This is a genomic window from Nocardia sp. NPDC050697, assembly GCF_040654395.1.
In the GTDB taxonomy this organism is placed as follows: domain Bacteria; phylum Actinomycetota; class Actinomycetes; order Mycobacteriales; family Mycobacteriaceae; genus Nocardia.
In genome coordinates this window covers 263,953-285,498 of the sequence record NZ_JBFAHY010000007.1, presented here as the reverse complement: position 1 = coordinate 285,498, position 21,546 = coordinate 263,953, and the positions used below count along the sequence as shown (strand labels likewise).

Annotated in this window: 25 protein-coding genes; 12 read left to right on the top strand and 13 right to left on the bottom strand. The window is 71.8% G+C overall.

Going from position 1 to position 21,546, the window contains the following annotated elements; all coding sequences use genetic code 11:
- Positions 1 to 2: 2 nt before the first annotated feature.
- Positions 3 to 428, top strand: coding sequence for a hypothetical protein (locus AB0H71_RS24655; RefSeq protein ID WP_357025253.1), 426 nt, complete (start codon positions 3 to 5; stop codon positions 426 to 428).
- On the opposite strand, the gene AB0H71_RS24650 is transcribed toward AB0H71_RS24655, so the two are convergent.
- A complete protein-coding gene (locus tag AB0H71_RS24650; RefSeq protein WP_357025250.1) occupies positions 425 to 1,738 on the bottom strand; it encodes a peptidoglycan DD-metalloendopeptidase family protein in 1,314 nt (437 codons plus the stop codon). The two genes, AB0H71_RS24655 and AB0H71_RS24650, sit on opposite strands and share 4 nt — an antisense overlap.
- A gap of 540 nt (positions 1,739 to 2,278) precedes the next feature.
- On the opposite strand from AB0H71_RS24650, the gene sucC reads away from it, so the two are divergent.
- The 6 genes from sucC (at position 2,279) to purH (ending at position 9,924) form a co-directional block, all read left to right on the top strand.
- Positions 2,279 to 3,445: an ADP-forming succinate--CoA ligase subunit beta gene (gene sucC / locus AB0H71_RS24645; RefSeq protein ID WP_357025247.1), complete on the top strand. Its 1,167-nt coding sequence runs from the start codon at positions 2,279 to 2,281 to the stop codon at positions 3,443 to 3,445.
- Between the two features lie 13 nt (positions 3,446 to 3,458).
- Positions 3,459 to 4,373 carry a succinate--CoA ligase subunit alpha gene (gene sucD / locus AB0H71_RS24640; protein WP_357025244.1) on the top strand — a complete coding sequence of 305 codons (915 nt, stop codon included), beginning with the start codon at positions 3,459 to 3,461 and terminating at the stop codon, positions 4,371 to 4,373.
- A 175-nt stretch (positions 4,374 to 4,548) separates the two neighbouring features.
- A complete protein-coding gene (locus AB0H71_RS24635) occupies positions 4,549 to 5,694 on the top strand; it encodes a DUF5336 domain-containing protein (protein ID WP_357025241.1) in 1,146 nt (381 codons plus the stop codon).
- 66 nt (positions 5,695 to 5,760) lie between these two features.
- Positions 5,761 to 7,647 carry a DUF6350 family protein gene (locus tag AB0H71_RS24630; protein WP_357025238.1) on the top strand — a complete coding sequence of 629 codons (1,887 nt, stop codon included), beginning with the start codon at positions 5,761 to 5,763 and terminating at the stop codon, positions 7,645 to 7,647.
- Positions 7,648 to 7,675: 28 nt separating this feature from the next.
- Positions 7,676 to 8,359, top strand: a complete 684-nt coding sequence (purN, locus tag AB0H71_RS24625) for a phosphoribosylglycinamide formyltransferase (RefSeq protein WP_357025581.1) — start codon at positions 7,676 to 7,678, stop codon at positions 8,357 to 8,359.
- On the top strand, positions 8,356 to 9,924 hold the full coding sequence (purH, locus tag AB0H71_RS24620; RefSeq protein ID WP_357025235.1) for a bifunctional phosphoribosylaminoimidazolecarboxamide formyltransferase/IMP cyclohydrolase: 1,569 nt from the start codon (positions 8,356 to 8,358) through the stop codon (positions 9,922 to 9,924). Before purN ends, purH begins: the two co-directional genes overlap by 4 nt.
- 94 nt (positions 9,925 to 10,018) lie before the next feature.
- Here purH and AB0H71_RS24615 read toward each other — a convergent pair whose 3' ends face one another.
- Positions 10,019 to 10,489 (bottom strand): hypothetical protein, encoded by a 471-nt coding sequence (locus tag AB0H71_RS24615; protein ID WP_357025233.1) that lies wholly within the window; start codon positions 10,487 to 10,489, stop codon positions 10,019 to 10,021.
- Positions 10,490 to 10,673: 184 nt separating this feature from the next.
- Here AB0H71_RS24615 and AB0H71_RS24610 point away from each other — a divergent pair, with 184 nt between their 5' ends.
- A complete protein-coding gene (locus AB0H71_RS24610; protein WP_357025230.1) occupies positions 10,674 to 11,285 on the top strand; it encodes a LysM peptidoglycan-binding domain-containing protein in 612 nt (203 codons plus the stop codon).
- Between the two features lie 49 nt (positions 11,286 to 11,334).
- Here the strand turns inward: AB0H71_RS24610 and rpsR are convergent, their stop codons facing one another.
- The 4 genes from rpsR to rpmB are packed head-to-tail and all read right to left on the bottom strand — an operon-like array spanning position 11,335 to position 12,346.
- Positions 11,335 to 11,589 carry a 30S ribosomal protein S18 gene (gene rpsR / locus AB0H71_RS24605; protein ID WP_357025227.1) on the bottom strand — a complete coding sequence of 85 codons (255 nt, stop codon included), beginning with the start codon at positions 11,587 to 11,589 and terminating at the stop codon, positions 11,335 to 11,337.
- A 34-nt stretch (positions 11,590 to 11,623) separates the two neighbouring features.
- Complete coding sequence (gene rpsN / locus AB0H71_RS24600; protein ID WP_357025224.1) at positions 11,624 to 11,929, bottom strand: 30S ribosomal protein S14; 306 nt, start codon at positions 11,927 to 11,929, stop codon at positions 11,624 to 11,626.
- Positions 11,929 to 12,099 (bottom strand): 50S ribosomal protein L33, encoded by a 171-nt coding sequence (gene rpmG, locus AB0H71_RS24595; protein ID WP_357025221.1) that lies wholly within the window; start codon positions 12,097 to 12,099, stop codon positions 11,929 to 11,931. The genes rpsN and rpmG overlap by 1 nt, the downstream gene beginning before the upstream one ends.
- A 10-nt stretch (positions 12,100 to 12,109) precedes the next feature.
- Positions 12,110 to 12,346 carry a 50S ribosomal protein L28 gene (gene rpmB, locus AB0H71_RS24590; RefSeq protein ID WP_357025218.1) on the bottom strand — a complete coding sequence of 79 codons (237 nt, stop codon included), beginning with the start codon at positions 12,344 to 12,346 and terminating at the stop codon, positions 12,110 to 12,112.
- Between the two features lie 102 nt (positions 12,347 to 12,448).
- On the opposite strand from rpmB, the gene AB0H71_RS24585 reads away from it, so the two are divergent.
- From AB0H71_RS24585 to rpmF, 3 genes are read left to right on the top strand one after another with little or no spacing between them, the layout of a single operon-like run.
- A complete protein-coding gene (locus tag AB0H71_RS24585; protein WP_357025215.1) occupies positions 12,449 to 13,786 on the top strand; it encodes a GTP-binding protein in 1,338 nt (445 codons plus the stop codon).
- Complete coding sequence (locus tag AB0H71_RS24580; protein WP_357025212.1) at positions 13,783 to 14,049, top strand: type B 50S ribosomal protein L31; 267 nt, start codon at positions 13,783 to 13,785, stop codon at positions 14,047 to 14,049. The genes AB0H71_RS24585 and AB0H71_RS24580 overlap by 4 nt, the downstream gene beginning before the upstream one ends.
- A gap of 3 nt (positions 14,050 to 14,052) precedes the next feature.
- Positions 14,053 to 14,226 (top strand): 50S ribosomal protein L32, encoded by a 174-nt coding sequence (rpmF, locus tag AB0H71_RS24575; protein WP_357025209.1) that lies wholly within the window; start codon positions 14,053 to 14,055, stop codon positions 14,224 to 14,226.
- A 52-nt stretch (positions 14,227 to 14,278) separates the two neighbouring features.
- Here rpmF and AB0H71_RS24570 read toward each other — a convergent pair whose 3' ends face one another.
- The 7 genes from AB0H71_RS24570 to AB0H71_RS24540 all read right to left on the bottom strand — a co-directional run bounded on the left by AB0H71_RS24570 (position 14,279) and on the right by AB0H71_RS24540 (position 20,414).
- Complete coding sequence (locus AB0H71_RS24570) at positions 14,279 to 14,503, bottom strand: hypothetical protein (RefSeq protein WP_357025206.1); 225 nt, start codon at positions 14,501 to 14,503, stop codon at positions 14,279 to 14,281.
- A gap of 388 nt (positions 14,504 to 14,891) precedes the next feature.
- On the bottom strand, positions 14,892 to 15,269 hold the full coding sequence (locus tag AB0H71_RS24565) for a hypothetical protein (protein WP_357025203.1): 378 nt from the start codon (positions 15,267 to 15,269) through the stop codon (positions 14,892 to 14,894).
- Between the two features lie 34 nt (positions 15,270 to 15,303).
- Positions 15,304 to 16,104 carry an MHYT domain-containing protein gene (locus AB0H71_RS24560; protein ID WP_357025200.1) on the bottom strand — a complete coding sequence of 267 codons (801 nt, stop codon included), beginning with the start codon at positions 16,102 to 16,104 and terminating at the stop codon, positions 15,304 to 15,306.
- Positions 16,097 to 16,648: an ATP/GTP-binding protein gene (locus AB0H71_RS24555; protein WP_233021019.1), complete on the bottom strand. Its 552-nt coding sequence runs from the start codon at positions 16,646 to 16,648 to the stop codon at positions 16,097 to 16,099. Before AB0H71_RS24555 ends, AB0H71_RS24560 begins: the two co-directional genes overlap by 8 nt.
- 88 nt (positions 16,649 to 16,736) lie before the next feature.
- The gene (locus tag AB0H71_RS24550) at positions 16,737 to 17,111 is read right to left on the bottom strand and encodes a DUF742 domain-containing protein (protein ID WP_233020518.1); all 375 of its coding nucleotides are present in this window, start codon (positions 17,109 to 17,111) and stop codon (positions 16,737 to 16,739) included.
- Between the two features lie 7 nt (positions 17,112 to 17,118).
- Positions 17,119 to 17,529: a roadblock/LC7 domain-containing protein gene (locus AB0H71_RS24545; protein ID WP_067653199.1), complete on the bottom strand. Its 411-nt coding sequence runs from the start codon at positions 17,527 to 17,529 to the stop codon at positions 17,119 to 17,121.
- On the bottom strand, positions 17,526 to 20,414 hold the full coding sequence (locus tag AB0H71_RS24540) for an ATP-binding protein (protein WP_357025195.1): 2,889 nt from the start codon (positions 20,412 to 20,414) through the stop codon (positions 17,526 to 17,528). Before AB0H71_RS24540 ends, AB0H71_RS24545 begins: the two co-directional genes overlap by 4 nt.
- Positions 20,415 to 20,792: 378 nt before the next feature.
- On the opposite strand from AB0H71_RS24540, the gene AB0H71_RS24535 reads away from it, so the two are divergent.
- Positions 20,793 to 21,479 carry a response regulator transcription factor gene (locus AB0H71_RS24535; RefSeq protein WP_067653194.1) on the top strand — a complete coding sequence of 229 codons (687 nt, stop codon included), beginning with the start codon at positions 20,793 to 20,795 and terminating at the stop codon, positions 21,477 to 21,479.
- Positions 21,480 to 21,546 lie beyond the last annotated feature (67 nt).

The following is a 21,546-nucleotide window of genomic DNA, read 5'->3' as shown; positions in this document are numbered from 1 at the left end:
CCGTGGAGACCGTCGCGCAGCACGTGCTCTGGTTCGTGCCCATGCTGTGGGCGGGCATGGTGCTCGCCATCTCGTTCCTGGAGGCGCCGCTGAAGTTCCGGGCGCCCGGCATCACCACGGTGCTCGGCCTCGGGATCGGGCGGGTGGTGTTCGCGGCGCTGGAGCGCGTGCAGCTGGTGCTCGCGGTGCTGCTGCTGGCCGCCGCCGCGGTACTCGGACCGGGGGCGGCAGTGTGGGCGTGGCTCGGCTTCGCCGTCGCGCTGCTCGCGGTACAGGTGTTCGTGATCCGCCCGCCGCTCGCCCGTCGCTCGGATCGGGTGCTGGCGGGCGCGGAGCTACCGCGCTCGCACGCGCACTACTGGTACATCGGGGCCGAAGTGCTCAAGCTGGTCGCGCTCTTCGGCCTCGCGATCGTGGCGGCTGCCTAGTCGCCCATCGGGCCGAGGCTGATGCCGCGGGTGGCCAGCCAGGGCTGCGGGTCGATCTTGTTCGAGCCGTTCAGCCAGACCTCGAAGTGGCAGTGCGGGCCGGTGGAGAAGCCGCGGTTGCCCATGGTGGCGATCTGGTCGCCCGCCATGACCCGCTCGCCCTGCGACACCGTGGCGGTGTCGATGTGGCCGTACACGGTGACGGTGCCGTCGTCGTGCAGCAGCCGGACCCACATGCCGAAGCCGGAGGCGGGGCCGGCCTCCAGCACGGTGCCGTCGGCGACCGCGTAGATCGGGGTGCCGATCGGCCCGGCGATATCGAGGCCGAGGTGCTGGACGCCCCAGCGGGCGCCGTAGCCGGAGGTGTAGGTGCCGGAGGTGAACTTGGCGAAGAGCGGGCGATACTTGGCGGATTCGGCCGCTGCTAGATCCTCCGCGTACTTGGCGCCCTTCTCCAGGATGTCGCTGAACTGGCCCAGCTCGACCGGCGCGGAGATGTTCAGCATCTGCGGCGATGCCGGGGAGGCGGCGGTCGGGTCGGCGACGCTCATGGACTGCGCGGCGATCTCGTGCACCTGCCCGGCGGCCTCGTAGTCGACCGCCTGCGACGACTGCCCTGGACTGGCCAGCGCGGCCTGCCCGGCGGCGACGACCGCGCCCGCGGCGACGGCCACGACCGCGGCCCTGCCCTTGAGCGATCCGGGAGGGGCGGGCAGGCGGTGCGCGCCGGTGCCCGCCTTGTGGCCCGCGCGCGAGCCGATGTAGCGCGGCCGCGGCCCCGCCTCATCGGCCGGCTCGTCCGGGTCGGCGTCCCAGCGCTCGTCCGGGTTCCAGGTCTGCTCGGGCTCGGAGTTCCACGCCTGGTCGGCGCCCCACCCCTGCTCGTCGTAGCCGCCGTCCCAGCTCCGCTCGGAATCCCAGGCCGCGCCGTCGTGCCAGTCCTGAGCGGCGGGCTGCTCGCCCCACGCCTGCTCGGCACCCCAGCCGGGGGAGTCGTTCCATGCCTGCTCGGCGCCCCAGCCCGGTGCGGCGGGCGCGCTGTCGTCCCAGGCGCCGCCCTGACCCCAGGACTGCGCGTCCGTCCAGCTCGCGTCGTGATCGCGGGAGCCGGCCGGGCGGCCGTCGGTGCCGGGCCAGTAGCCGGGCGTGCCGTCGTGCGGCAGGCAGTGGCCGGTGCGGTCGTCTGCGGGGGTGGCGGGCCGGAAGGGAAGCACGGCTGCCGTCGGCTCGGCGTCCCGGTAGCGGTGCAGCGAGCCGACCTGACGGCGGCGCGGGCCCGCGAAGGCGTCGAACGAGAGCGCGTCGGTCATCGGACGGACCGGCCGGAGTTGTTCGGAAGCATCGAGGTGTAAATCGTCCTGGTACCGGGCACCCGGTCAGGGAGAGAGCGGCAGTGCACCTGCGGAGTGGTGTGCTGTGACAAGCTTGCCGTCCTCCTCGTGACCTGGCACGTGTCGTGACCTTGCTGTGACATCGACCGCATAACGGTAACGAAATGACTACAAGGCTTCAAGCGCTCGGCCCATTCTGTCCAAGCATGTGAGATTGATCACCGCACGGGACGGTAACAACGCACGGCCCGGCGGGCATCGGTGTGAGGGTACGCGACCCGGCGGCGGTGCGCGCGGGCTGCTCCCCGGCGACGGAGCGCCCCACCTGGCTCCCTACTCGCCAGTAGCCTTGACCGGGCCTTTTGCCGCTCCGCGCACACCTCCGTGACCTGCGCCACTGGAGGGGCACGCGGTCGATTCCCGCCCGGTGCGGCTGATTAGAGTCCGAGCCGACCCGCTTCCGACGTCGGGCCGCCAACAAAGACGTTGTCATCACAACGCAGACGAGACGGTGAGTACATGGATCTCTTCGAATATCAGGCGAAGGAGCTCTTCGTTAAGCACGGAGTGCCTTCGTCGGAGGGCCGCGTCACGGACACGGCCGAGGACGCGCGCGCCATCGCCGAAGAAATCGGCAAGCCGGTGATGATCAAGTCCCAGGTGAAGGTCGGTGGCCGCGGCAAGGCCGGTGGCGTGAAGTACGCCGCCACCCCGGACGACGCGTTCACCCACGCCCAGAACATCCTCGGCCTCGACATCAAGGGCCACATCACCAAGAAGGTTCTGGTCGCCGAGGCGAAGGACATCGCGGAGGAGTACTACATCTCCTTCCTGCTCGATCGCGCCAACCGCAACTACCTGGCCATGTGCTCGGTCGAGGGCGGCATGGAGATCGAAGAGGTCGCCGAGACCAAGCCGGACCGGCTGGCCCGGATCGCCGTCGACGCCGTCAAGGGCGTCGACCTGGCCTTCGCGCGCTCCATCGCCGAGCAGGGCCACCTGCCCGCCGAGGTGCTGGACGCCGCGGCCGTGACCATCCAGAAGCTCTGGGAGGTCTTCGTCGCCGAGGACGCCACCCTGGTCGAGGTCAACCCGCTGGTGCGCACTCCGCAGGACGAGATCCTCGCGCTGGACGGCAAGGTCACCCTGGACGAGAACGCCTCGTTCCGGCACGCCGACCACGACGCCTTCGCCGATCGGGACGCGACCGATCCGCTGGAGCTGAAGGCCAAGGAGAACGACCTCAACTACGTCAAGCTGGACGGCGAGGTCGGGATCATCGGCAACGGCGCGGGGCTGGTCATGTCCACCCTCGACGTGGTGGCCTACGCGGGCGAGGCGCACAACGGCGTCAAGCCGGCCAACTTCCTGGACATCGGTGGCGGCGCCTCGGCCGAGGTGATGGCGGCCGGGCTCGACGTCATCCTGGGCGATTCGCAGGTCAAGAGCGTGTTCGTCAACGTGTTCGGTGGTATCACCGCCTGTGACGCGGTGGCCAACGGCATCGTGAAGGCGCTGGAGATCCTGGGCGACGCGGCCGCCAAGCCGCTGGTGGTCCGGCTCGACGGCAACCGGGTGGACGAGGGCCGCAAGATCCTCGCCGACGCCGCGCACCCGCTGGTGACGCTGGCGCAGACAATGGACGAGGGCGCCGACAAGGCGGCCGAACTGGCAGCGGCCAAGTAAAGGACTACGGGACATGTCTATCTTCCTGAACAAGGACTCCAAGGTCATCGTCCAGGGCATCACCGGCGGCGAGGGCACCAAGCACACCGCGCTGATGCTGAAGGCCGGCACCCAGGTCGTCGGCGGCGTCAACGCGCGCAAGGCGGGCACCACCGTCGCGCACGTCGCGAAGGACGGCAGCGACGTCGAGCTGCCGGTGTTCGGCTCGGTCGCCGAGGCCATCGAGAAGACCGGCGCCGACGTGTCGATCGCCTTCGTGCCGCCGAAGTTCGCCAAGGACGCCATCATCGAGGCCATCGACGCGGAGATCCCGCTGCTCGTGGTCATCACCGAGGGCATCCCGGTGCAGGACACCGCGTACGCGTGGGCCTACAACCTGGAGAAGGGCAACAAGACCCGGATCATCGGCCCCAACTGCCCCGGCATCATCACCCCGGGCGAGTCGCTGGTCGGCATCACCCCGGCCAACATCGCGGGCAAGGGCCCGATCGGGCTGGTCTCCAAGTCCGGCACGCTGACCTACCAGATGATGTACGAGCTGCGCGATTTCGGCTTCTCGACCTCCATCGGCATCGGCGGCGACCCGGTCATCGGCACCACCCACATCGACGCCATCGAGGCGTTCGAGAAGGACCCGGAGACCGAGCTCATCGTGATGATCGGCGAGATCGGCGGCGACGCCGAGGAGCGCGCCGCGGCCTTCATCAAGGCCAATGTCACCAAGCCGGTCGTCGGCTACGTTGCCGGCTTCACCGCCCCCGAGGGCAAGACCATGGGCCACGCCGGCGCCATCGTCTCCGGCTCCTCCGGCACCGCCGCGGCCAAGAAGGAAGCGCTGGAGGCCGCGGGCGTCAAGGTCGGCAAGACGCCGTCCGAGACCGCCGCGCTGGCCCGCGAAATCCTGGAGAAGGCAGCCGTCACGGCCTGATCCGCGCCGGACGTCGCCGGAGGCCGCCTCCCCGCGGGGGAGGCGGCCTCCGCTGTTCTCGGCTGGTGGTGACCCGGGGTGTGGGTTGCAGTAGCGTCGGGGTAATCACCCGTCGAAAGCCGTGCACGACTCGACCGGCCCGCGCCGCTCGACCCATCGACAAGGAGACGACGACATGTCCTACCCGACCGGGGGCTCCGGGTACAACAACCCCGTCCAGCCCTCCGCCACTCCGAGCACCGGGCAGCAGGCGGGTACGCCGAGCACCGGCGCGGGCGCGACCGGCGCGGCCACCACCACCTCGGCCACCGGCGCCGCGGGCAAGGGGCTGCCCTTCCTGCTGACGGTCGGTGTCGCGGCGCTCGGCGTGCTGAACTTCCTGCTCGGCTTCCTGCCCTTCCTGACCACCGCCCCGGTCAGCTTCGGCGACACCTCGATCGACTCGGACGTGTCGAACAGCCTGTTCGACACCGCGTTCGGCGCGGCGATCCTCGGCTTCGCGCTCTTCGCCGGGCTGCTCGCCGCCTTCTCGCTGCTGCCGAAGCAGGCCTGGCTGCCGCCCGCGGCCGCGGCCTCGGTGGTGGCCTTCCTCGCGCTGCTCTTCGTCTCGTTCAACCTGGGCGAGGGGCTGGAGCTGAAGTGGGGCGCCTGGGTGATCCTGGTGCTGCTCTTCGTGCAGGCCGCCATCGCGGTCGCCGCCGTGCTCTTCGAGCTCGGCATCATCAAGCCGCCCGCGCCGCGGCCGGCCGCTCCGGCGCAGCAGAACTTCGGCCAGCAGAACTTCGGCCAGCAGGGCGGGTACGGCCAGCAGGGCCAGCAGTACGGGCAGCAGGGCGGCTACGGGCAGCAGGGGCAGCAGGCCGGGTTCGGGCAGCAGGGAAGCCCCGCCACCCAGGCATTCGGCCAGTCCTACGGGCAGCAGAGCGGGGCGCAGTACCCGGCACAGCAGCAGCCGCAGCCCTACGCGCAAAGCCAGCCGAGCCAGCCCGCCTACGGGCAGCAGCAGCCCTACGGCCAGCAGTACGGCCAGCAGCCGCAGGGGTACGGCGCCCAGCAGGGCTCCTTCCCGGGTTCGGACCAGGCCACCCAGCACTACGGTGGCCAGCAGCAGCCGCAGTACGGCGCGCAGCAGGGCTACGGCCAGCCGCAGACCGGCTCGCAGCAGCAGGCCGCCCAGCCGCAGGCGGGGCAGCAGAGCCAGCCCGCGCAGCCGCAGGCGGGCCAGGCCCAGCAGGGGCAGCCGTTCGGCGGGGAGCAGGGCGCCGACCCGGCCGCCGAGGCCACCCGGGCCTTCCGCCCCTCGGACGACACCAACAAGTAGCGCGGCCGCACCGGCCCCGGCGCGCCTGACGAGGGCGCGCCGGGGCCGGTGCCACGCTTCATTCCCATGAGCGCCCCCAGAACAACGGCCGAACGCCGCCGTCCGACGCGCCGCGGGCCGGAGCGCCCCGCCGGCCCGGAGGGCGGCTGGGCGCTGAGCCCGGAGCGGGCCAGGGTGCTGCTGCTGGTCGCGGCCCGGCCCGCGACCTTCGCCCTGACCATCATCACCGTGCTCATCATGACCACGCTGCTCGCCGCGGGTAGCGGCACCGGGGGCGGTGCCGGCGCCATCGCCGCGAGCTGGCTCGCCGTCCACCAGGTGCCGCTGACGATCGGCAAGACCACGCTCGGCGCGCTGCCGCTGCTCGCCACCGCGCTGCTGGTATGGGCCGTCGCCAGGGAGTGCGCGCACGCCGTGCGGCCCGGCGCGAACCGGTTCGATCTCTCCTGGATCCTCGGCGCCGCGCTGCTCGGGCCGCTGGTCGTCACCTCCATCTGCATCGCCGTCACCGAGGACGCCTCCGCCGTCGTCGCGCTGCAACCGCCGAATCCGCTCGCCGCCTTCGCCTGGGTCTTCGGCTGGCACCTGCTCGCCGCGGGCGCCGGTATCGCGACCCGGCTGCCCGACCTCGACCTGCCGCTGCCGCAGCCCCCGGAGTGGGTGCTCGCCGGGCTGCGCGCGGGCGGGGTGATCGTGCTCCGCATGCTGGCCTGCGCGGCCGCGGTCGTCGTGCTGGCGCTGCTGGCGCGCGGCTCCGCCGTGCTCGACGCCTACGCGGGCGCGGACGGGCTGGTCGGCGGGCTCGGGCTCACCGTGCTCTCGATCGGCTACCTGCCCAATGTGGTGGTGGCGACGGTGAGCGTGCTGCTCGGGCCGGGCGCGCAGCTCGGCGGCGCCGAGTTCGGGCTCTTCGGGGTGGTCGGCGGGGCGGTGCCCGGGCTCCCGGTGCTGGCCGCGGTGCCGACCGGCCCGGCCGCCGGGTGGTGGCCGGTGCTGCTGGTGCTGCCCGCCGCGGTGGGCGCGCTCGGCGGGCTCGATACCGCGCGGAACTCGGACGACCGGCTCACCGCGCCGTGGGCCACGCTCACCGCCGCGGGCAGCGGCACGCTGGCGCTGCTGCTGCTCGGCGCGGTGAGCGGCGGCGGGCTCGGCGACGCCGGGCGGGTCGGGATGCTGCTGCCCGCCTTCGCGGTGGTCGCCTTCGCCTGGTTCGCGATCTTCGGGTACGCCGGGCTCGTGCTCGGCAGGCGCTGGAACGTCGAGCTGCGGCGGCCGCGGCTGCGCCGGTCACCGCCGGTCGCGGAGCGCACCGCCGCGGTGCCGTCCGGCGGGTTCGACGAGTACGGCTACGACGCCGACGGCTTCGATCGCGACGGGTTCGACCGCGAGGGCTTCGACTCACACGGGTACGACTCGCACGGGTACGACCACGAGGGGTACGACGAGCGCGGGTACCACGAGGACGGGCTGCACGAGGACGGGTACGACGCGGACGGGTTCGACCGGAACGGCTTCGACGAGGAGGGGTACGACGCCGACGGTTACCACCGGGACGAGTACGACGAGGACGGGTACGGGGAGACCGGCGACGATGGCACCGAGGCCGGGTCCGCCGACGACCATGCGGCGGTCGGCAGCGATGGCGCCGAGTACGGCGATGACCGCGCGGTGCTCGGCAGTGGTGGCGCCGAGTACGGCGATGACCCCGTGGCGATCGAGCGCGGCGGCAGCGACTCCGACGACCCCGACCCCGCCGACGACCCCGAGCACCCCGGCGCCCGCTACCTCGACGCGGGCGCGGAGGAACCGCTCGACGCCGAACTGCTCGATGCCGAGGATCCGGTCGTGAGCGCGCGAACCCCGCGCGGGACCGCCCCGGCCACCCCGGAGATCCTGGACGCCGAGGTCGTGGATGGCGACCTGCCGGACGGTGGCCGCACCCCGGGTCGTTAGGCTCTAGGGCGGCGGTGTTCGCCCCACGATCACGTTGCCGCCGTCCATCTCACGCAGGAGTAGAGCGCTGACGTCACCGTCTGTCGACCGGGTGCCCGCCACCGTCGTGGTGCTCGCCTCGGGCACCGGATCGCTGCTCCGCGCCCTGCTCGAGGCGGCCGCCGCCCCGGCGTACCCGGCCCGGATCGCGGCGGTCGGGGTGGATCGCGAGTGCGCGGCCACCGGCCACGCGGCGGCCGCCGGCATCCCGAGTTTCCGAGTGGCGCTCGGCGACTACCCCGACCGCGCCGCGTGGGACCGCGCGCTCACCGCAGCGGTCGCGGAGCACGCGCCGGAGCTGGTGGTCTCGGCGGGCTTCATGAAGATCCTCGGCCCCGCCTTCCTGGAGCGCTTCGGCGGCCGGATCGTCAATACCCACCCGGCGCTGCTCCCCGCCTTCCCCGGCGCGCACGGCGTGCGGGACGCGCTCGCCTACGGCGTGAAGGTCACCGGCTCGACCGTGCACCTGGTGGACGCGGGCGTCGACACCGGCCCGATCCTGGCGCAGGAGCCGGTGCCGGTGCTGCCCGCCGACGACGAGGCCACGCTGCACGAGCGCATCAAGGTTGTCGAGCGACGGTTGCTGGCGGAGGTCGTCGCCGGCATCGCGACCCGCGGCATTGTCTCCGACGGACGAAAGGCAGTAATTCCAGATGAGCGAGTACCCCGGTGAGTGACCGCAGGCCGATCCGCAGGGCGCTGGTGAGCGTCTACGACAAGACCGGGCTCGAGGAGCTGGCCGCCGGGCTGCACGCGGCCGGCGTCGAGATCGTGTCGACCGGCTCCACCGCGGGCCGGATCGCCGCCGCGGGCATCCCGGTGACCAAGGTGGAGGAGCTCACCGGCTTCCCGGAGACCCTGGACGGCCGGGTGAAGACGCTGCACCCCCGCGTGCACGCCGGCATCCTCGCCGACACCAGGCGTTCCGAGCACCTGGCGCAGCTCACCGAGCTCGGCGTCGAGGCGTTCGAGCTGGTCGTAGTGAACTTGTACCCGTTCACCGAGACCGTGGCCGGCGGCGCCACCCCGGACGAGTGCGTCGAGCAGATCGATATCGGCGGCCCGTCCATGGTGCGCGCGGCGGCCAAGAACCACCCGTCGGTGGCGGTCGTGGTCGACACCGGCGATTACAGCTCGGTGCACGCCGCGATCGCGGCGGGCGGTTTCACCCTCGCCGAGCGGACCGCGCTGGCGGCCAAGGCATTCCAGCACACCGCGAGCTACGACGTCGCGGTGGCGAGCTGGATGCTCAATGTCCTGGCACCGGGCGTCGGCGGCGGCGAGCCCGACGGCTTCCCGGCCTGGGTCGGCGGCACCTGGGAGCGCGCCGCGGTGCTGCGCTACGGCGAGAACCCGCACCAGTCGGCCGCGCTCTACACCGGCGGCGACGGGCGCACCGGGCTGGCGCAGGCGGAGCAGCTGCACGGCAAGGAGATGTCGTACAACAACTACACCGACGCCGATGCCGCCTGGCGTGCCGCCTTCGACCACGACGCGGCCGCGGTGGCGATCATCAAGCACGCCAACCCGTGCGGCATCGCGATCGGCGCGGATATCGCCGAGGCGCACCGCAAGGCGCACGCCTGTGACCCGGTGAGCGCGTTCGGCGGCGTGATCGCGGCCAACCGCGAGGTCACGGTGGCCATGGCGGAGCAGGTGGCCGAGGTGTTCACCGAGGTCATCGTGGCGCCCGGCTACGCCGACGGCGCGGTCGAGGTGCTGCAGCGCAAGAAGAACGTGCGCATCCTGGTCGCCGAGCCGCCGCAGCGGGCCGGGGCCGAGCTGCGCCCGATCAGCGGCGGGCTGCTGCTGCAGCAGCGGGACATCCTGGACGCCCCCGGCGACGACCCGGCGAACTGGACGCTGGCGGCGGGCGAGGCCGCCGACCCGGCCACCCTCGCCGATCTCGCCTTCGCCTGGCGGGCCTGCCGCGCGGTGAAGTCCAACGCGATTCTGCTGGCCGACGACGGCGCCTCGGTCGGCGTCGGCATGGGGCAGGTGAACCGGGTGGACGCGGTGCAGCTCGCGGTGCAGCGCGCGGGGGACCGGGCCAAGGGCTCGGTGGCCGCCTCCGACGCCTTCTTTCCCTTCCCGGACGGGCCGCAGCAGCTGATCCAGGCCGGGGTGCGGGCCATCGTGCAGCCCGGGGGTTCGGTGCGGGACCAGGAGACCATCGACCTGGCCCGCGAGGCGGGGGTGACCGTCTACCTGACGGGCGCCAGGCACTTCGCGCACTGATCCGTCTTTCCGGCGGCCGGGCACCCTGACGGGTGCCCGGCCGCCGGGGTGTAAGGGCGCACCGCCGCGCGGCAACGCGGCGCCGGGCGCACCGCTATGCGGCGCTGAGGACCAGGCGCTGGCCGAGCGGGGACGGGAGCTGCACCTCGAGGCTGCCGGTGACCGCGATCATGGTGCACATGCGGTTCGCCGCCTCCGGCCTGCTGCCCGCCCGCAGCTCCACCGTCACGGTGGAATCGGTCTCCGCAATGACCTTTGCCGCCACGCCGTAACACTCCGGCGAACCGGTCTCGAAGACCAGCGCGAGCCGATCCGGGCCCACCCGGGAGTACGAGGTGAACGGGATCGGGTGCGCGTCGACCAGGATCGCGGACTCGGTGAAGGGCCGCGCCGGCAGCCCGGGCTCGCCCTCGACCGGCGTGCTCGGCGCCGCCGAGGTGGCCGAAACCGATTGTGAAACATCGTCGTTCGCCTCCGTCCCGGAGCCACCGCACCCGGCGCAGAGAACGGTACCGAGCAGCAGGGCGAGCGCGGCGACCCGCCGCGGCGACGAAATCCGGGCCATGCCACCGACCCTAGCCGCTGCCCGCGCACCGGGGCGGCGCACGGCCCGCCGGTGAACTGTGAGCGAATCCCGCGCACGGCACGGGCGCTTCCCGCCGAACGTCAGTACATTCGGTGACGGTTTGCCCCGAACGCTCGGTGGCACACCGCAATCGGCAATACAGACATTTCCCGGAAGGACGAACGTGGTCGATACGCTGCGCGTAGGTGAAGAACTCGGGCTGGGGCAGTCGCTGACGGGCGGGGCCTACACCCTGACCCTGCAGAACGACGGCAACCTGGTGCTGTCGGAGCCCGGCGGCACCGTGGTGTGGTCCACCCAGACCCACGATCAGGGTGTGCGCAACGCGGTGCTGCAGCACGACGGCAACTTCGTGCTGTACAAGGAGGGCAGCGACGCCGCCTGGTCGACCGAGACCAATGATCAGTCGGCCGATCGCCTGGTGGTGCAGCCCGATCGCAATGTGGTGCTCTACGGCACCGACGGCAGCGCGCTGTGGGCGTCGGGCACCGACACCGACAACCCGCTGCCCGCCCCGGAGCCGGCCGCGGAGCCCGCCCCGGAGCCGGAGCCGGTCGCCGAGGCCGTCGCCGCGCCCGCCTTCGAGCAGGCCCCGGCCGACGTGCCCCCGCCGCCGCCCGCGCCGCGCACGCACACCGTCGAGCCCGGCGACACCCTGTGGGCCATCGCCGAGCGCTTCTACGGCGACGGCAACCGCTACCACGAGATCGCGGCGGCCAGCGGCGTCGACAACCCGGACCTGATCCACCCGGGCCAGGTGCTCACCATCCCGTGAGACGACCGAGGCCCGGTGCGCGCGCACCGGGCCTCGCTGGTCGCCGAGGTCAGCGGCTGGTGAACGGCAGCAGCGCCATCTCACGGGCGTTCTTGACGGCGATGGCGACCTGCCGCTGCTGCTGCGGGGTGAGCCCGGTGACCCGGCGGCTGCGGATCTTGCCACGATCGGAGATGAACGTGCGGAGCAGGTTCACGTCCTTGTAGTCGACGTGCTCGATGCCCGCGGCGATCAGCGGGTTCTTCTTCGGGCGGCGCGCCTGCTCGGCACGGACCTTCTTCGACGGTGCTCGCTTCACTGCCATGCTGACGGCTTCCTTCTACGCGATCGTGGATGATCTACCAGCTCGATTTGTGCACACCGGGCAGCTCGCCCCGATGCGCCATCTCGCGCACCCGGACCCGCGAGAGCCCGAATTTCCGGAGGTGGCCGCGCGGTCGTCCGTCGGCGGCGTCCCGATTGCGCAATCGTACCGGACTGGCGTCACGTGGCATTTTCCGCAGTTCTGCCTGCGCAGCGGCGCGTTGCTCGTCCGGCGTGCCCGGCCTGCGGACCAATTCCTTCAGCTCGGCCCGCCGCTCGGCGTACCGGGCGACGATCACCCGGCGCTGCAGATCCCGCGCGATCTTCGACTTCTTCGCCATCAGCGCTCCTCGCGGAAGTCCACGTGCCTGCGCACGACCGGGTCGTACTTCCGCAGCACCATGCGGTCCGGATCGTTGCGCCGGTTCTTCCTGGTCACGTAGGTGTAACCGGTTCCGGCCGTGCTCTTCAGCTTCACGATCGGCCGGAGTTCGGTCGACTTCGAGGCCATGTGCCCCTCCTCAGAACTTGACGCCGCGGGCCCGCAGCCGTGCGGCCACGGCCTCGATCCCGTCGCGATCGATGGTCTTGATGCCCTTCGCGGAGACGGTCAGCGTGATCCGCCGCCCCGCGCTCGGCAGGTAGTAGGTCTTACGCTGGATGTTCGGATCCCAGCGCCGGTTGGTGCGCTTGTGCGAGTGCGAGACGGATTTGCCGAACCCGGGTGCGCGCCCGGTGACCTGGCAGTGGGCCGACACGACCCCACCTCCTAGTTGAATATCGTTTTCGACAACGGTCGCTCGACACTGTAGCGTCGGCTCACAGCAAATGAAAACCGTTACCGAAAGGGTTTTGTTCCGGTGGCCGAATCCGTCCCCGCGTCCGACCGGCGCACCCCCGTCGTCCTGCTCACCGGCACCGGCCCGCGCGGCGTGCCGGAGGCGCTGCTCCGCGCGCCCGGCACCGTCGTCGTCCGGCACGATCTGCGTGACCTCCGTGAGGGGGTGGTCCGGCGGACCGTGCTGGACGGCGAGCGCGCCGAGCTCTCCGTGCTGGAGCTCGCGCACGGCTGCGTCTCCTGCACGCTCCGCGGCGACCTGCTCCCGCTGCTGCGCACGCTCGCGGTGCGGGAGCCGGTGCGCCGCATCGTGCTCGACCTGGATGCCGCCTTCGAGGCGGCGGCGGTGTGCGAGGCGATCGAGCACGTGGTGGTGGCGGGGATGGTCGGCAGGCCGGACGCGCCCGCGAGCCGCGACGTGCGGGTGCACGCCGTCCTCGGCTGCCTGGACGAGAGCGGCTGGTTCGCCGACGCCACCGGCGACGACACCCTGGCCGAGCGCGGCCTGACCACGGTGGACGACGACCGCACGGTGGCGCAGGTGGCGCTCGCCGTCGCCGAGTCCGCCGACGCGCTGCTGATCGCCGGGTGCGCGGATCCGCTCCGGCGGGCGCGCACGGAGGCGGTGCTGCACCGGCTCGTCCCCGGTGTCCCGGCGCTGCGGATCGAGCCGGGCGCCGGACTCGCCGCCGCCGATCCGGCGGTCCCGGCCGGGCCCGGCGGCCCCGGCACCGAACCCGAGCAGCTCTTCGCCGCCGAACTGGAGGCGCTGCTGGCCGTGGTGCCCGAGCGCACCCGGGACGGCTTCGACCCGCACGCACCGCTGCTGCGCGGGCAGCCGCCGCTGAGCCGGGAGCACGGCGTCGAGTGGGTGGAGTTCGCCGCCGACCGGCCGTTCCACCCGGCCCGGCTGCACGAGGCGCTGGACGTGCTGCTGGACGGCGTCGTCACCGCGCGCGGCCGGATCTGGCTGGCCACCCAGCCCGCCGACGTGGTGTGGCTGGAGTCGGCGGGCGGCGGGCTCCGGGTCGGGGGAGCGGGGCGGTGGCTGGCCGCCATGACCCCGGCCGAGCGGGCCGCCACCGAGCCGGAGCGCGCCGCGCTGGCCGCGCTGCGCTGGGACGAGCGCTTCGGCGACCGGCACGTCTCGCTGGTCGTGCTCGTCCACGACGCCGACCCGGCCGAGATCCGCCGCGCCCTGCACTGGGCGCTGGTCGAGGACGACGAGCTGCTGCAGGTGGCGCGGGCGCCGCAGCTCGTCGCCGGGTGGGAGGACCCGTTCGGCGAAAAGCACACCGAGCCGTGCGCCGACCCGTCCGGGGTCGGCGCGGAGAGCCTGCACAGAGAGGACAACGCATGAAAGCAGGGATTCACCCGGAGTACCGTCCGGTGGTCTTCGAGGACTCCAGTACCGGGACCCGGTTCCTGACCCGCTCCACCGCAGGCAGTTCGCGCAGCATCGAGTGGACCGACGGCGCGAGCTACCCGCTCATCGTGGTGGACGTGACCTCGGATTCGCATCCCTTCTGGACCGGGGCGAATCGGGTGCTCGACACCGCGGGGCGGGTCGAGAAGTTCGAGCGCAAGTACGGGCGGCGGGCTCGCCCCGGGCGGGAGGGGTAGGTCGTGGCGGTTCCCAAGCGGCGGATGTCGCGCAGCAATACCCGCAGTCGGCGGGCGCAGTGGAAAGCGGTCGCTCCCGACCTTGTCGAGGTCACCGTTGGCGGGGTTGCGCACCGGGTGCCCCGTCGACTCGTCGCCGCGGTCCGGCGCGGGCTCGTGGACCCGTCCCGGATCTAGGGGATCGGCCGGTGCTCGCGCCGCGCGAGCACCGGCCGACGCGGCGGAAGACCTACCCCTCGCGCCCGGCGAGATCGACGAGCGCCGCCGCCAGGCGGAAGTACTTGTTGTTCCCCAGATCGGCGATCGTCTTGATCTTCAGCACGTCGAGCAACTTCTGATCCGCCGCCTCGGTGAGCCCGGCGAACGCCGAGGGCGGGGCGGCGAGAATCTCCTGCAGCGACTTGTCCTCGAACGCCTTGTCGAGGGCCTTGTCGAGCGAGACGGTGACAGCCATGCGGAACTCCTTCGAACGAACGAACCCGGATGCGTCGTGCGCGCCGACAATAGCCCGGTTCCGGGCGGGGCAACCCGGGAACACGCGACGTGATCCAGCGCAAGGGCCCTCGACGGAGTGGATGCACTGGGCAAACGCGCCGCGATCCCCTTAACCCGCCGGACCTTTCACGATGTTTCGATCGGCGATGCGAAAAGTTTGCGGTAGAGCGTGGTCCAGACCACAGGTAGGTTTCGACCCCTATAAAAGTCCTGCCGAATGAGTGGATTTCACCGATCCGCACCGGTACCCTCGTGCGGGAGGGCGGGTTCCTCGAAAGCCCGGTTTAGCCGGTGCCCCAGGGGAACCCGCTCATCGCCAAGCTCCACCAGCGGATTCCCGCCCCGTTTCAGGGGCGATGTTCCCGATCATCGGTAGGAGCGGCGAGCTCGCCCGGCCGAGCCGGCAGCAGCGATTCCAGCCGTTCCACCAGCGCTACAGCCGGCCCCTCCAGCAGTGAGAGCGGGAACGGCAGCCGCCGCTCCAGCAGCGAGCGCAGCTCCGCCGCGAGATCGGCCGTGGTGGCCTCCAGCTCGCTGATCTCGGTCCGCAGCGCCACGATCTGGCCGCGCAACGCCTCCGCCTGCTCGCGCAGCGCCGAGGTGTCGGCCCGGATCGCGGCCACGGCGCCCGCCAGCGTGGCATCCGGCTCCCCGAGCCCGGCGGGCTCGGGGAAGCGCAGCTGCCGCCGGATCTCCCGCAGCACGGCTTCCTGTTCCGGGGTCACGCCCCGCTCCCTCCCCGGTCGCCGTGCGAGCCGGTCAGTGCGCGGGCTCGAGATCCGGACGCGGCGCGGGCGCGGTCGCGGCCAGCGCGCGGCGATCCGGCGCGATGAGCACCGCGCTGATCGGAATGGTCAGCGAGAGCAGCCCGATCACGAACATCGGGAACACGAAATCGAACAGCTCCATGCCCTCCGGCGCCGTCGCGGTCGGATCGACCTCGAACTCCAGCGCCGAGAGGCCGAGGTAGTACACCCCGGCGATGCCGAGGCCGAACAGCAGCGTGGTCGCCGCCCTGGCGGGTCTGCCGCGCAGCGCCTGGAACGACCACAGCGCCCCGGCGCACACCAGCACCGCCACCACGGCGGCCAGCGCGGCCAGCCACGGCGCGATATCGACCTTGCCCTGCACGCTGATCGAGCCGAGGCTCAGGTACAGCGTGGTCGCGGTGCCGAGCCCCATCACCAGCCCGCCGGCGAGCAGCAGCGGCAGCCGGAAGGTGCGGCCGAGCAGCAGCAGCCCGATCAGCACCGTCGCGAAGGCCACCACCAGCGCGGCGATCTGGTAGGCCAGGTCGTAGCGGAGCACGGTGCTGGAGACATCCAACCCGAGCAGCGTGACCGAGGTGGCGAGCCAGATGCCGATGCCGCCGATCGAGACGGCGGCCGCGGTCAGCCAGACCAGCCGGAAGCGGGCCGAGCGCACGCTGTGCACGATGCAGGCGAACCCGACCACCGCGCCCAGCACCGAGATGGCCACGGAGAGCCCGGCGATCCAGGGCCCGAGGACGAACAGGTCGACCTCGGCGCCTCCGCTCGCCAGTAGCTGGAGCTCAGCCATGCCGTGCGGCCCCTTCCAGCTCCTGCGACTTGAGCTCCGCGATGGCGTACTCGGTCACCGCGGCCAGCGCCTGCCGCACCTCCACCGCGTTGCGCGCGTCGATGTCGACGATCGGCACCCCCTCGCGCACCGAGAGCGCCTCGCGCAGTTCGGCGATCGGGAAGCGCGGCGCGTGCGGGAAGCGGTTCACCGCGATCAGGAAGGGCAGCCCGCGGGCCTCGAAGAAGTCCACCGCGGCGAAGCTGTCCTCCAGCCTGCGGGTGTCGATCAGGACGACGGCGCCGATCGCGCCGCGGATCAGGTCGTCCCACATGAACCAGAACCGGCGCTGGCCGGGCGTGCCGAACAGGTACAGCGTGAGGTTGCCCGGCAGGATGATCCGCCCGAAATCCATGGCGACCGTCGTGGTCTCCTTCTGCGGGGTATCGGCGAGATCGTCGATGCCGTCCGAGAACTGGGTGACCATGGCCTCGGTGCGCAACGGCACGATTTCGGAGACCGCGCCGACGAATGTCGTCTTCCCGGCGCCGAACCCGCCCGCCACCACGATCTTGGTAGACGCGGTCCTGGTATCGGCGTCATCGGGCCCGGTGCTGCCTTCGGGCCCGATCTTGCTTTCGGGCCCTTGTTTCCTAAAGGGCGCGGAGTCCACGCAATGTCCTCTCCATCAGGGTACGGCGCTCGCTGAAGCTCGTCTGTTCGGTCAGTGTGATGTGCATGCGCATGGCGCCGTCCACGACGAGATCGCCGATCACCACCCGGACCATACCCAGCGGGCGGTCCAGATGTGCGGCGATCTCGGCGACGGACAACCGGTGCGTTCCGAGACGCAGGATCTCGGTGCGGATATCACCGGACGGCCAGTCGAGATGCGCGTTGTGCGACAGGGTTTCGATCACCGCTTCGAGCGGCAGGTCCACCGCGGGCTCGGTCCGCCCCGAGGTCAGAGCGTAGGGCCGGACGCGAGTGGGAGGTCGATACGGTCCGGAGCCGTGCGGGCTGGACATGGCAAGCTCAGACGGCGGTCCGCGCGGTCGCCGACACGACACTGCCGACCCGGTCGACGAGCAGGGCCATCTCGTACCCGATGCGGCCGATATCGTGCGATTTATTGGCGAGAACTGCCAGGTGCGAGCCGTTTCCGACGCTCATCACCAGCAGGTACCCGCGCTGCATCTCGACGATCGACTGCATCACCTTGCCGCCGTCGAACAGCTGCGCGGCCCCCGCGGAGAGGCTCGCCAGCCCGGCGGTGACGGCCGCCAGCTGCTCGGCCCGGTCGGACGGCAGGTGCGGGCTGGTGGCCTGCAGCAGGCCGTCGGCGGAGACCAGGACGGCATGCGAGACACCGGGGATATCCCGGGTGAACCGCGCGACCAGCCAGTTCAAGTTCTCGTCCGTGGTGCCTTTGTTGGCGTTGGTCATGCAAGCCCTCCGTCGTTGTACTGCACATTGGCCCGCCCACTGCGGACCCCGCTGAGATGCCTGGTCAGGTTGGTGCGGATCTCCTCAGGGTCGCGGTCACCCTGCTCCTCCGCCTGGGCGAGGCCACCCGGTACCAGCTGCGCACCCGGCCTGCGGATGGGCAGCCCGCCCGCGGTGCGCGAGGAGGTGGTCGGCTTGCTCGCGTCGGCCGCGGCGGACCAGCCCGCGTCGGCCGGCGACGACCAGGAGCCGGGAGCCGCCTCCGAGGAGGCCGGTTCGACCAGCCACTCGGAGACCATGCGCTGGTAGATCGGGGTCGGAGACTCCCCGGCGATGGGCTGCAGCCGGGACGAGCCGGTCTGCTCGCGGCCGTCGTCGGTCTCCTCGGCCCGCCGGACCCGCTGCTGCTCGCCGGTGTGCGCGGGCCGGTCGAACGGCCGGTACGCCTGGGTGGCGTACTCGGGGCCGTCGTAATCCGGCACCGGGCGGCGGGCGGCCGGCTGCTCGCCGGTGTCGGCGGGCTCGGCCCGCCGGTCGTCGCGCGCCGAGGGCTGCGCCGCGCGATCGGACCGGTCGGTGCCGTCCAGCCGGACCGCGGCGGGCGCGTGCTCGCCCGGCCTGCGCACCGGAAGCCCGGAGCGGCTGGTGAACTGGGCGAAGTCGCCGTCGTCGGCCGGATCGTCCTTGTTCTCCGCCCACAGGTCGGTGCCGGTGGGCGGGTTGTGCGGGTCGGTCACCGGGAAGCTGCCGGTGGTCCGGGACGGCTCCTCCGCGCCGAACGCGGGGGTGCGCGGCCGGTCGGTGCCGGAGCGGTCGCCGCGGCCGGGCACCGAAATGCTCGGCTGCTCCGGCGCGTCCGCCACCCGCATGGCCGGGCGGCGCTGCGGCAGCCCGTTGGTGGTGGTGCCGAAGCCGTTGCTCGCGGTCTCGCGCTGCGGCAGGCTCGGCACCGGGACCAGGTTGCGGGTCGGCGCGGAGCCGAAGCCGTCGTCCCGGCCGCCGAGCTGCTTGCCGCTCGGGTCGGTGTGGTCCAGCTGCGGCGCGACCAGCGCGCCGGGCAGGTGCACGCTGGCGGTGATGCCCGGCTGCTGCGCCATGGTCGAGGTGCGCCGCAGGCTCACCGTGATGGTGTGCCGCTTGGCCAGCCTGCCCACCACGAAGAGCCCCATCCGGCGCGCGGTCTCGACATTGACCTCACCACCGGAGGCCAGCCGCTCGTTGGTGGCCTGCAGATCCTCCGACGCCATGCCGAGGCCGCGGTCGGTGATCTCGATCAGGTAGCCGCCGTCCACCGCGCGGGCCACCATCACCGCGACCGCGGTGGTCGGCGGCGAGTAGCGCAGCGCGTTGTCGATCAGCTCGGCCAGCAGGTGCTCGATGTCGACCGCGGGCTCGCCGGGCACGACGCCCTCCGGCACCGAGCCGATCTCCACCCGCTGGTAATCCTCCACCTGGGAGACCGCGCTCCACAGCATGTCCGAGAGCGGGACCCCGTGCAGCTGGCCGCGGCGCAGCTGGGTACCGGCCAGCACCAGCAGGTTGTCGCCGTTGCGGCGCATGCGGGTGGCGAGGTGGTCGAGGCGGAAGAGGCTCTGCAGCCGCTCGCCGTCGTCCTCGTCGTGCTCCAGCTCCTCGATCAGCGTGAGCTGCTGCTCCACCAGCGACTGGCTGCGCCGGGAGAGCGTCTCGAACATATTGCCGATCTGCACCCGGAGCCGGGCCTGCTCGGCGGCGAGCGCGAGCGCCTGCTCGTGGATCTCGTCCACCGCGCGGGCCAGCTGCCCGATCTCGTCGGTGCTGTGCACGCCGACCGGGGTGATCTGCGGGGTGGCGCCGCCGGCGCGCACCACCGCGAGCTCGTCCGGCAGCTTGACGTGCGCGACCTCGAGCGCGTCGCGCCGCAGCCTGCGCACCGGCACCACCAGCGTGCGGGCCACCGAGAGCGCGAGCGCCAGCCCGGCCAGCAGCGTGCCGATCACGATGCTCGCCTCGCGCAGCGCGCCGGCCTGCGCGTCCACCGTCCTGGAGGCCAGCGACCCGTCGATGATCTCCATCAGCTGGTCGGTGGTGACGGCGTAGGTGTCGCTGCTGGCCCGCAGCGAATCCGCGACGACCGGGTTGGCCGAGGGGTCGCCGACGTTCTGGCTGAAGGCCGCGAGCCGGGTCTGCACCGCGTCCATCAGCGGCCGCAGGTTCCCCGCGTTCTCCGGCAGGATCAGCGAGTAGGTCGAGATCATGGTCATCTCGGCGCCCGCCGAGATCAGCACCTTGGCCTGCACCCCCGGGTTGCGCGCGGCATCCGGCATGCCGATCAGCAGCTGCTGCTGGGTGAGCGTGCGGCGCGCCGACTGGATCGCGCCGAGCTGCAGGAAGTAGCGCTGGATCACCAGGTCGTCGACCGAGGGCGAGCGGGCGAGCGCGTTGCCGATCCTGGCCGCGATCTCGTCGGCCTGCTCACCGACCATGGCCGGCGAGCCGTTGCGCAGGCTGTTGCGCATGGTCGACCCGGTGGCCACCGCGGAGGCCAGCTCCGCGGTCACCTTCCCGCTGACCTCGGTGGTCTGCATCGCGACCTCGAGTTCGGCGAGCGCCTGGTCGAACCGGGTCAGCGCGGCCGCGGTCGCCGGGTCCGCGATGTTCCCCCAGGAGGAGGACGCCGCGATGGCGAGTTGCTCGGTGGCCGTGCCGTACCGGACGACCGGCCGGATGATGATCGCTTGTTCGGTCGCTGCGTGGAGTTGCTCCATGGTGCGCAACTCGTTGTTGATACGCAGAACCGCGAACACGGTCGCCAGCAGTACCGGCAGCACCAGAACGATCCCCACCTTGCGGGTGACGGACCAGTTCGACAGGCTGAATTGCCAGGATCGCGGTGCAGCTTCCATCCGCTTCCGTCGCCTCCGCTTCACGAGTGACCCCCGGCGGCGCGTGGCTGCTCGTCGGATGTGGATCAACCCGCATCACAGAACCAACGAAGGGTCTTCTTTTTACCGCGGTGAACATACCGCGCTGCGTGAGCGTGAGCAATCTGGGGTACTCAGTATGTTTTTCTCGAATATGGCACCGCAGAACGCCTTTCGGGGCTATCGGCCCGTCCGCCCGGAAGCACTTCGGCGACTTCGGATAAAAGGCGCTGGTCATCGTCGGTGACCGGACCGTGATCGTTCCGAGATGGATCCGCCGAGATCCCCGGCGAGTCGCGCCACGGCGTGTCGGACACACCCTCTCAGTCGGCTCTCAGTCGGTGGGGCCACACTGGTCACATGCGGATTCTGGTAGTCGACGACGACCGCGCCGTTCGCGAATCGTTGCGCCGGTCGCTGACCTTCAACGGCTACACGGTGGATCTGGCGGTCGACGGCGTCGACGCACTGGAGAAGGCGACCGCTCAGCGCCCCGATGCGCTGGTGCTGGATGTGATGATGCCACGGCTGGACGGTCTGGAGGTATGCCGCAGGCTGCGGAGTACCGGAGACGACCTTCCGATTCTGGTTTTGACGGCGCGGGATTCCGTTTCCGAACGTGTCGCGGGACTCGACGCCGGCGCCGACGACTATTTGCCGAAGCCGTTCGCGCTCGAGGAATTGCTCGCCCGGCTGCGCGCGCTCTTGCGCCGGACCGGGACCGCGCCCGGCGAGGCCTCGGAGACCCTGACGTTCGCGGATCTGTCGCTGGATCCGGTCACCAGGGAGGTCACCAGGGACACCAGGTCGATCAGCCTCACCCGCACCGAGTTCTCGCTGCTGGAGATGCTGATGGCGAACCCGCGCCGGGTGCTCACCCGCAGCCGGATCCTGGAGGAGGTCTGGGGCTACGACTTCCCGACCTCCGGCAACGCGCTCGAGGTCTACATCGGCTACCTGCGCCGCAAGACCGAGGCGGAGGGCGAGCCGCGGCTCATCCACACCGTGCGCGGCGTCGGGTACGTGCTCCGCGAGACCCCGCCGTGACCGCCATGTCCCGCAGCGCCAGGCGACCGGTGATCGCCACCCTCGGCAACGCGCGCCCGGCCGAGCC

Excerpts from the sequence above, each read along its gene's own strand:
- AB0H71_RS24650 (WP_357025250.1), bottom strand. The coding sequence starts at position 1,738 with ATGACCGACGCGCTCTCGTTCGACGCCTTCGCGGGCCCGCGCCGCCGT.
- sucC (WP_357025247.1), top strand. The coding sequence starts at position 2,279 with ATGGATCTCTTCGAATATCAGGCGAAGGAGCTCTTCGTTAAGCACGGA.
- sucD (WP_357025244.1), top strand. The coding sequence starts at position 3,459 with ATGTCTATCTTCCTGAACAAGGACTCCAAGGTCATCGTCCAGGGCATC.
- AB0H71_RS24635 (WP_357025241.1), top strand. The coding sequence starts at position 4,549 with ATGTCCTACCCGACCGGGGGCTCCGGGTACAACAACCCCGTCCAGCCC.
- AB0H71_RS24630 (WP_357025238.1), top strand. The coding sequence starts at position 5,761 with ATGAGCGCCCCCAGAACAACGGCCGAACGCCGCCGTCCGACGCGCCGC.
- AB0H71_RS24615 (WP_357025233.1), bottom strand. The coding sequence starts at position 10,489 with ATGGCCCGGATTTCGTCGCCGCGGCGGGTCGCCGCGCTCGCCCTGCTG.
- rpsR (WP_357025227.1), bottom strand. The coding sequence starts at position 11,589 with ATGGCAGTGAAGCGAGCACCGTCGAAGAAGGTCCGTGCCGAGCAGGCG.
- rpsN (WP_357025224.1), bottom strand. The coding sequence starts at position 11,929 with ATGGCGAAGAAGTCGAAGATCGCGCGGGATCTGCAGCGCCGGGTGATC.
- rpmG (WP_357025221.1), bottom strand. The coding sequence starts at position 12,099 with ATGGCCTCGAAGTCGACCGAACTCCGGCCGATCGTGAAGCTGAAGAGC.
- AB0H71_RS24580 (WP_357025212.1), top strand. The coding sequence starts at position 13,783 with ATGAAAGCAGGGATTCACCCGGAGTACCGTCCGGTGGTCTTCGAGGAC.
- AB0H71_RS24570 (WP_357025206.1), bottom strand. The coding sequence starts at position 14,503 with ATGGCTGTCACCGTCTCGCTCGACAAGGCCCTCGACAAGGCGTTCGAG.
- AB0H71_RS24560 (WP_357025200.1), bottom strand. The coding sequence starts at position 16,104 with ATGGCTGAGCTCCAGCTACTGGCGAGCGGAGGCGCCGAGGTCGACCTG.
- AB0H71_RS24550 (WP_233020518.1), bottom strand. The coding sequence starts at position 17,111 with ATGTCCAGCCCGCACGGCTCCGGACCGTATCGACCTCCCACTCGCGTC.
- AB0H71_RS24545 (WP_067653199.1), bottom strand. The coding sequence starts at position 17,529 with ATGACCAACGCCAACAAAGGCACCACGGACGAGAACTTGAACTGGCTG.
- AB0H71_RS24540 (WP_357025195.1), bottom strand. The coding sequence starts at position 20,414 with ATGGAAGCTGCACCGCGATCCTGGCAATTCAGCCTGTCGAACTGGTCC.
- AB0H71_RS24535 (WP_067653194.1), top strand. The coding sequence starts at position 20,793 with ATGCGGATTCTGGTAGTCGACGACGACCGCGCCGTTCGCGAATCGTTG.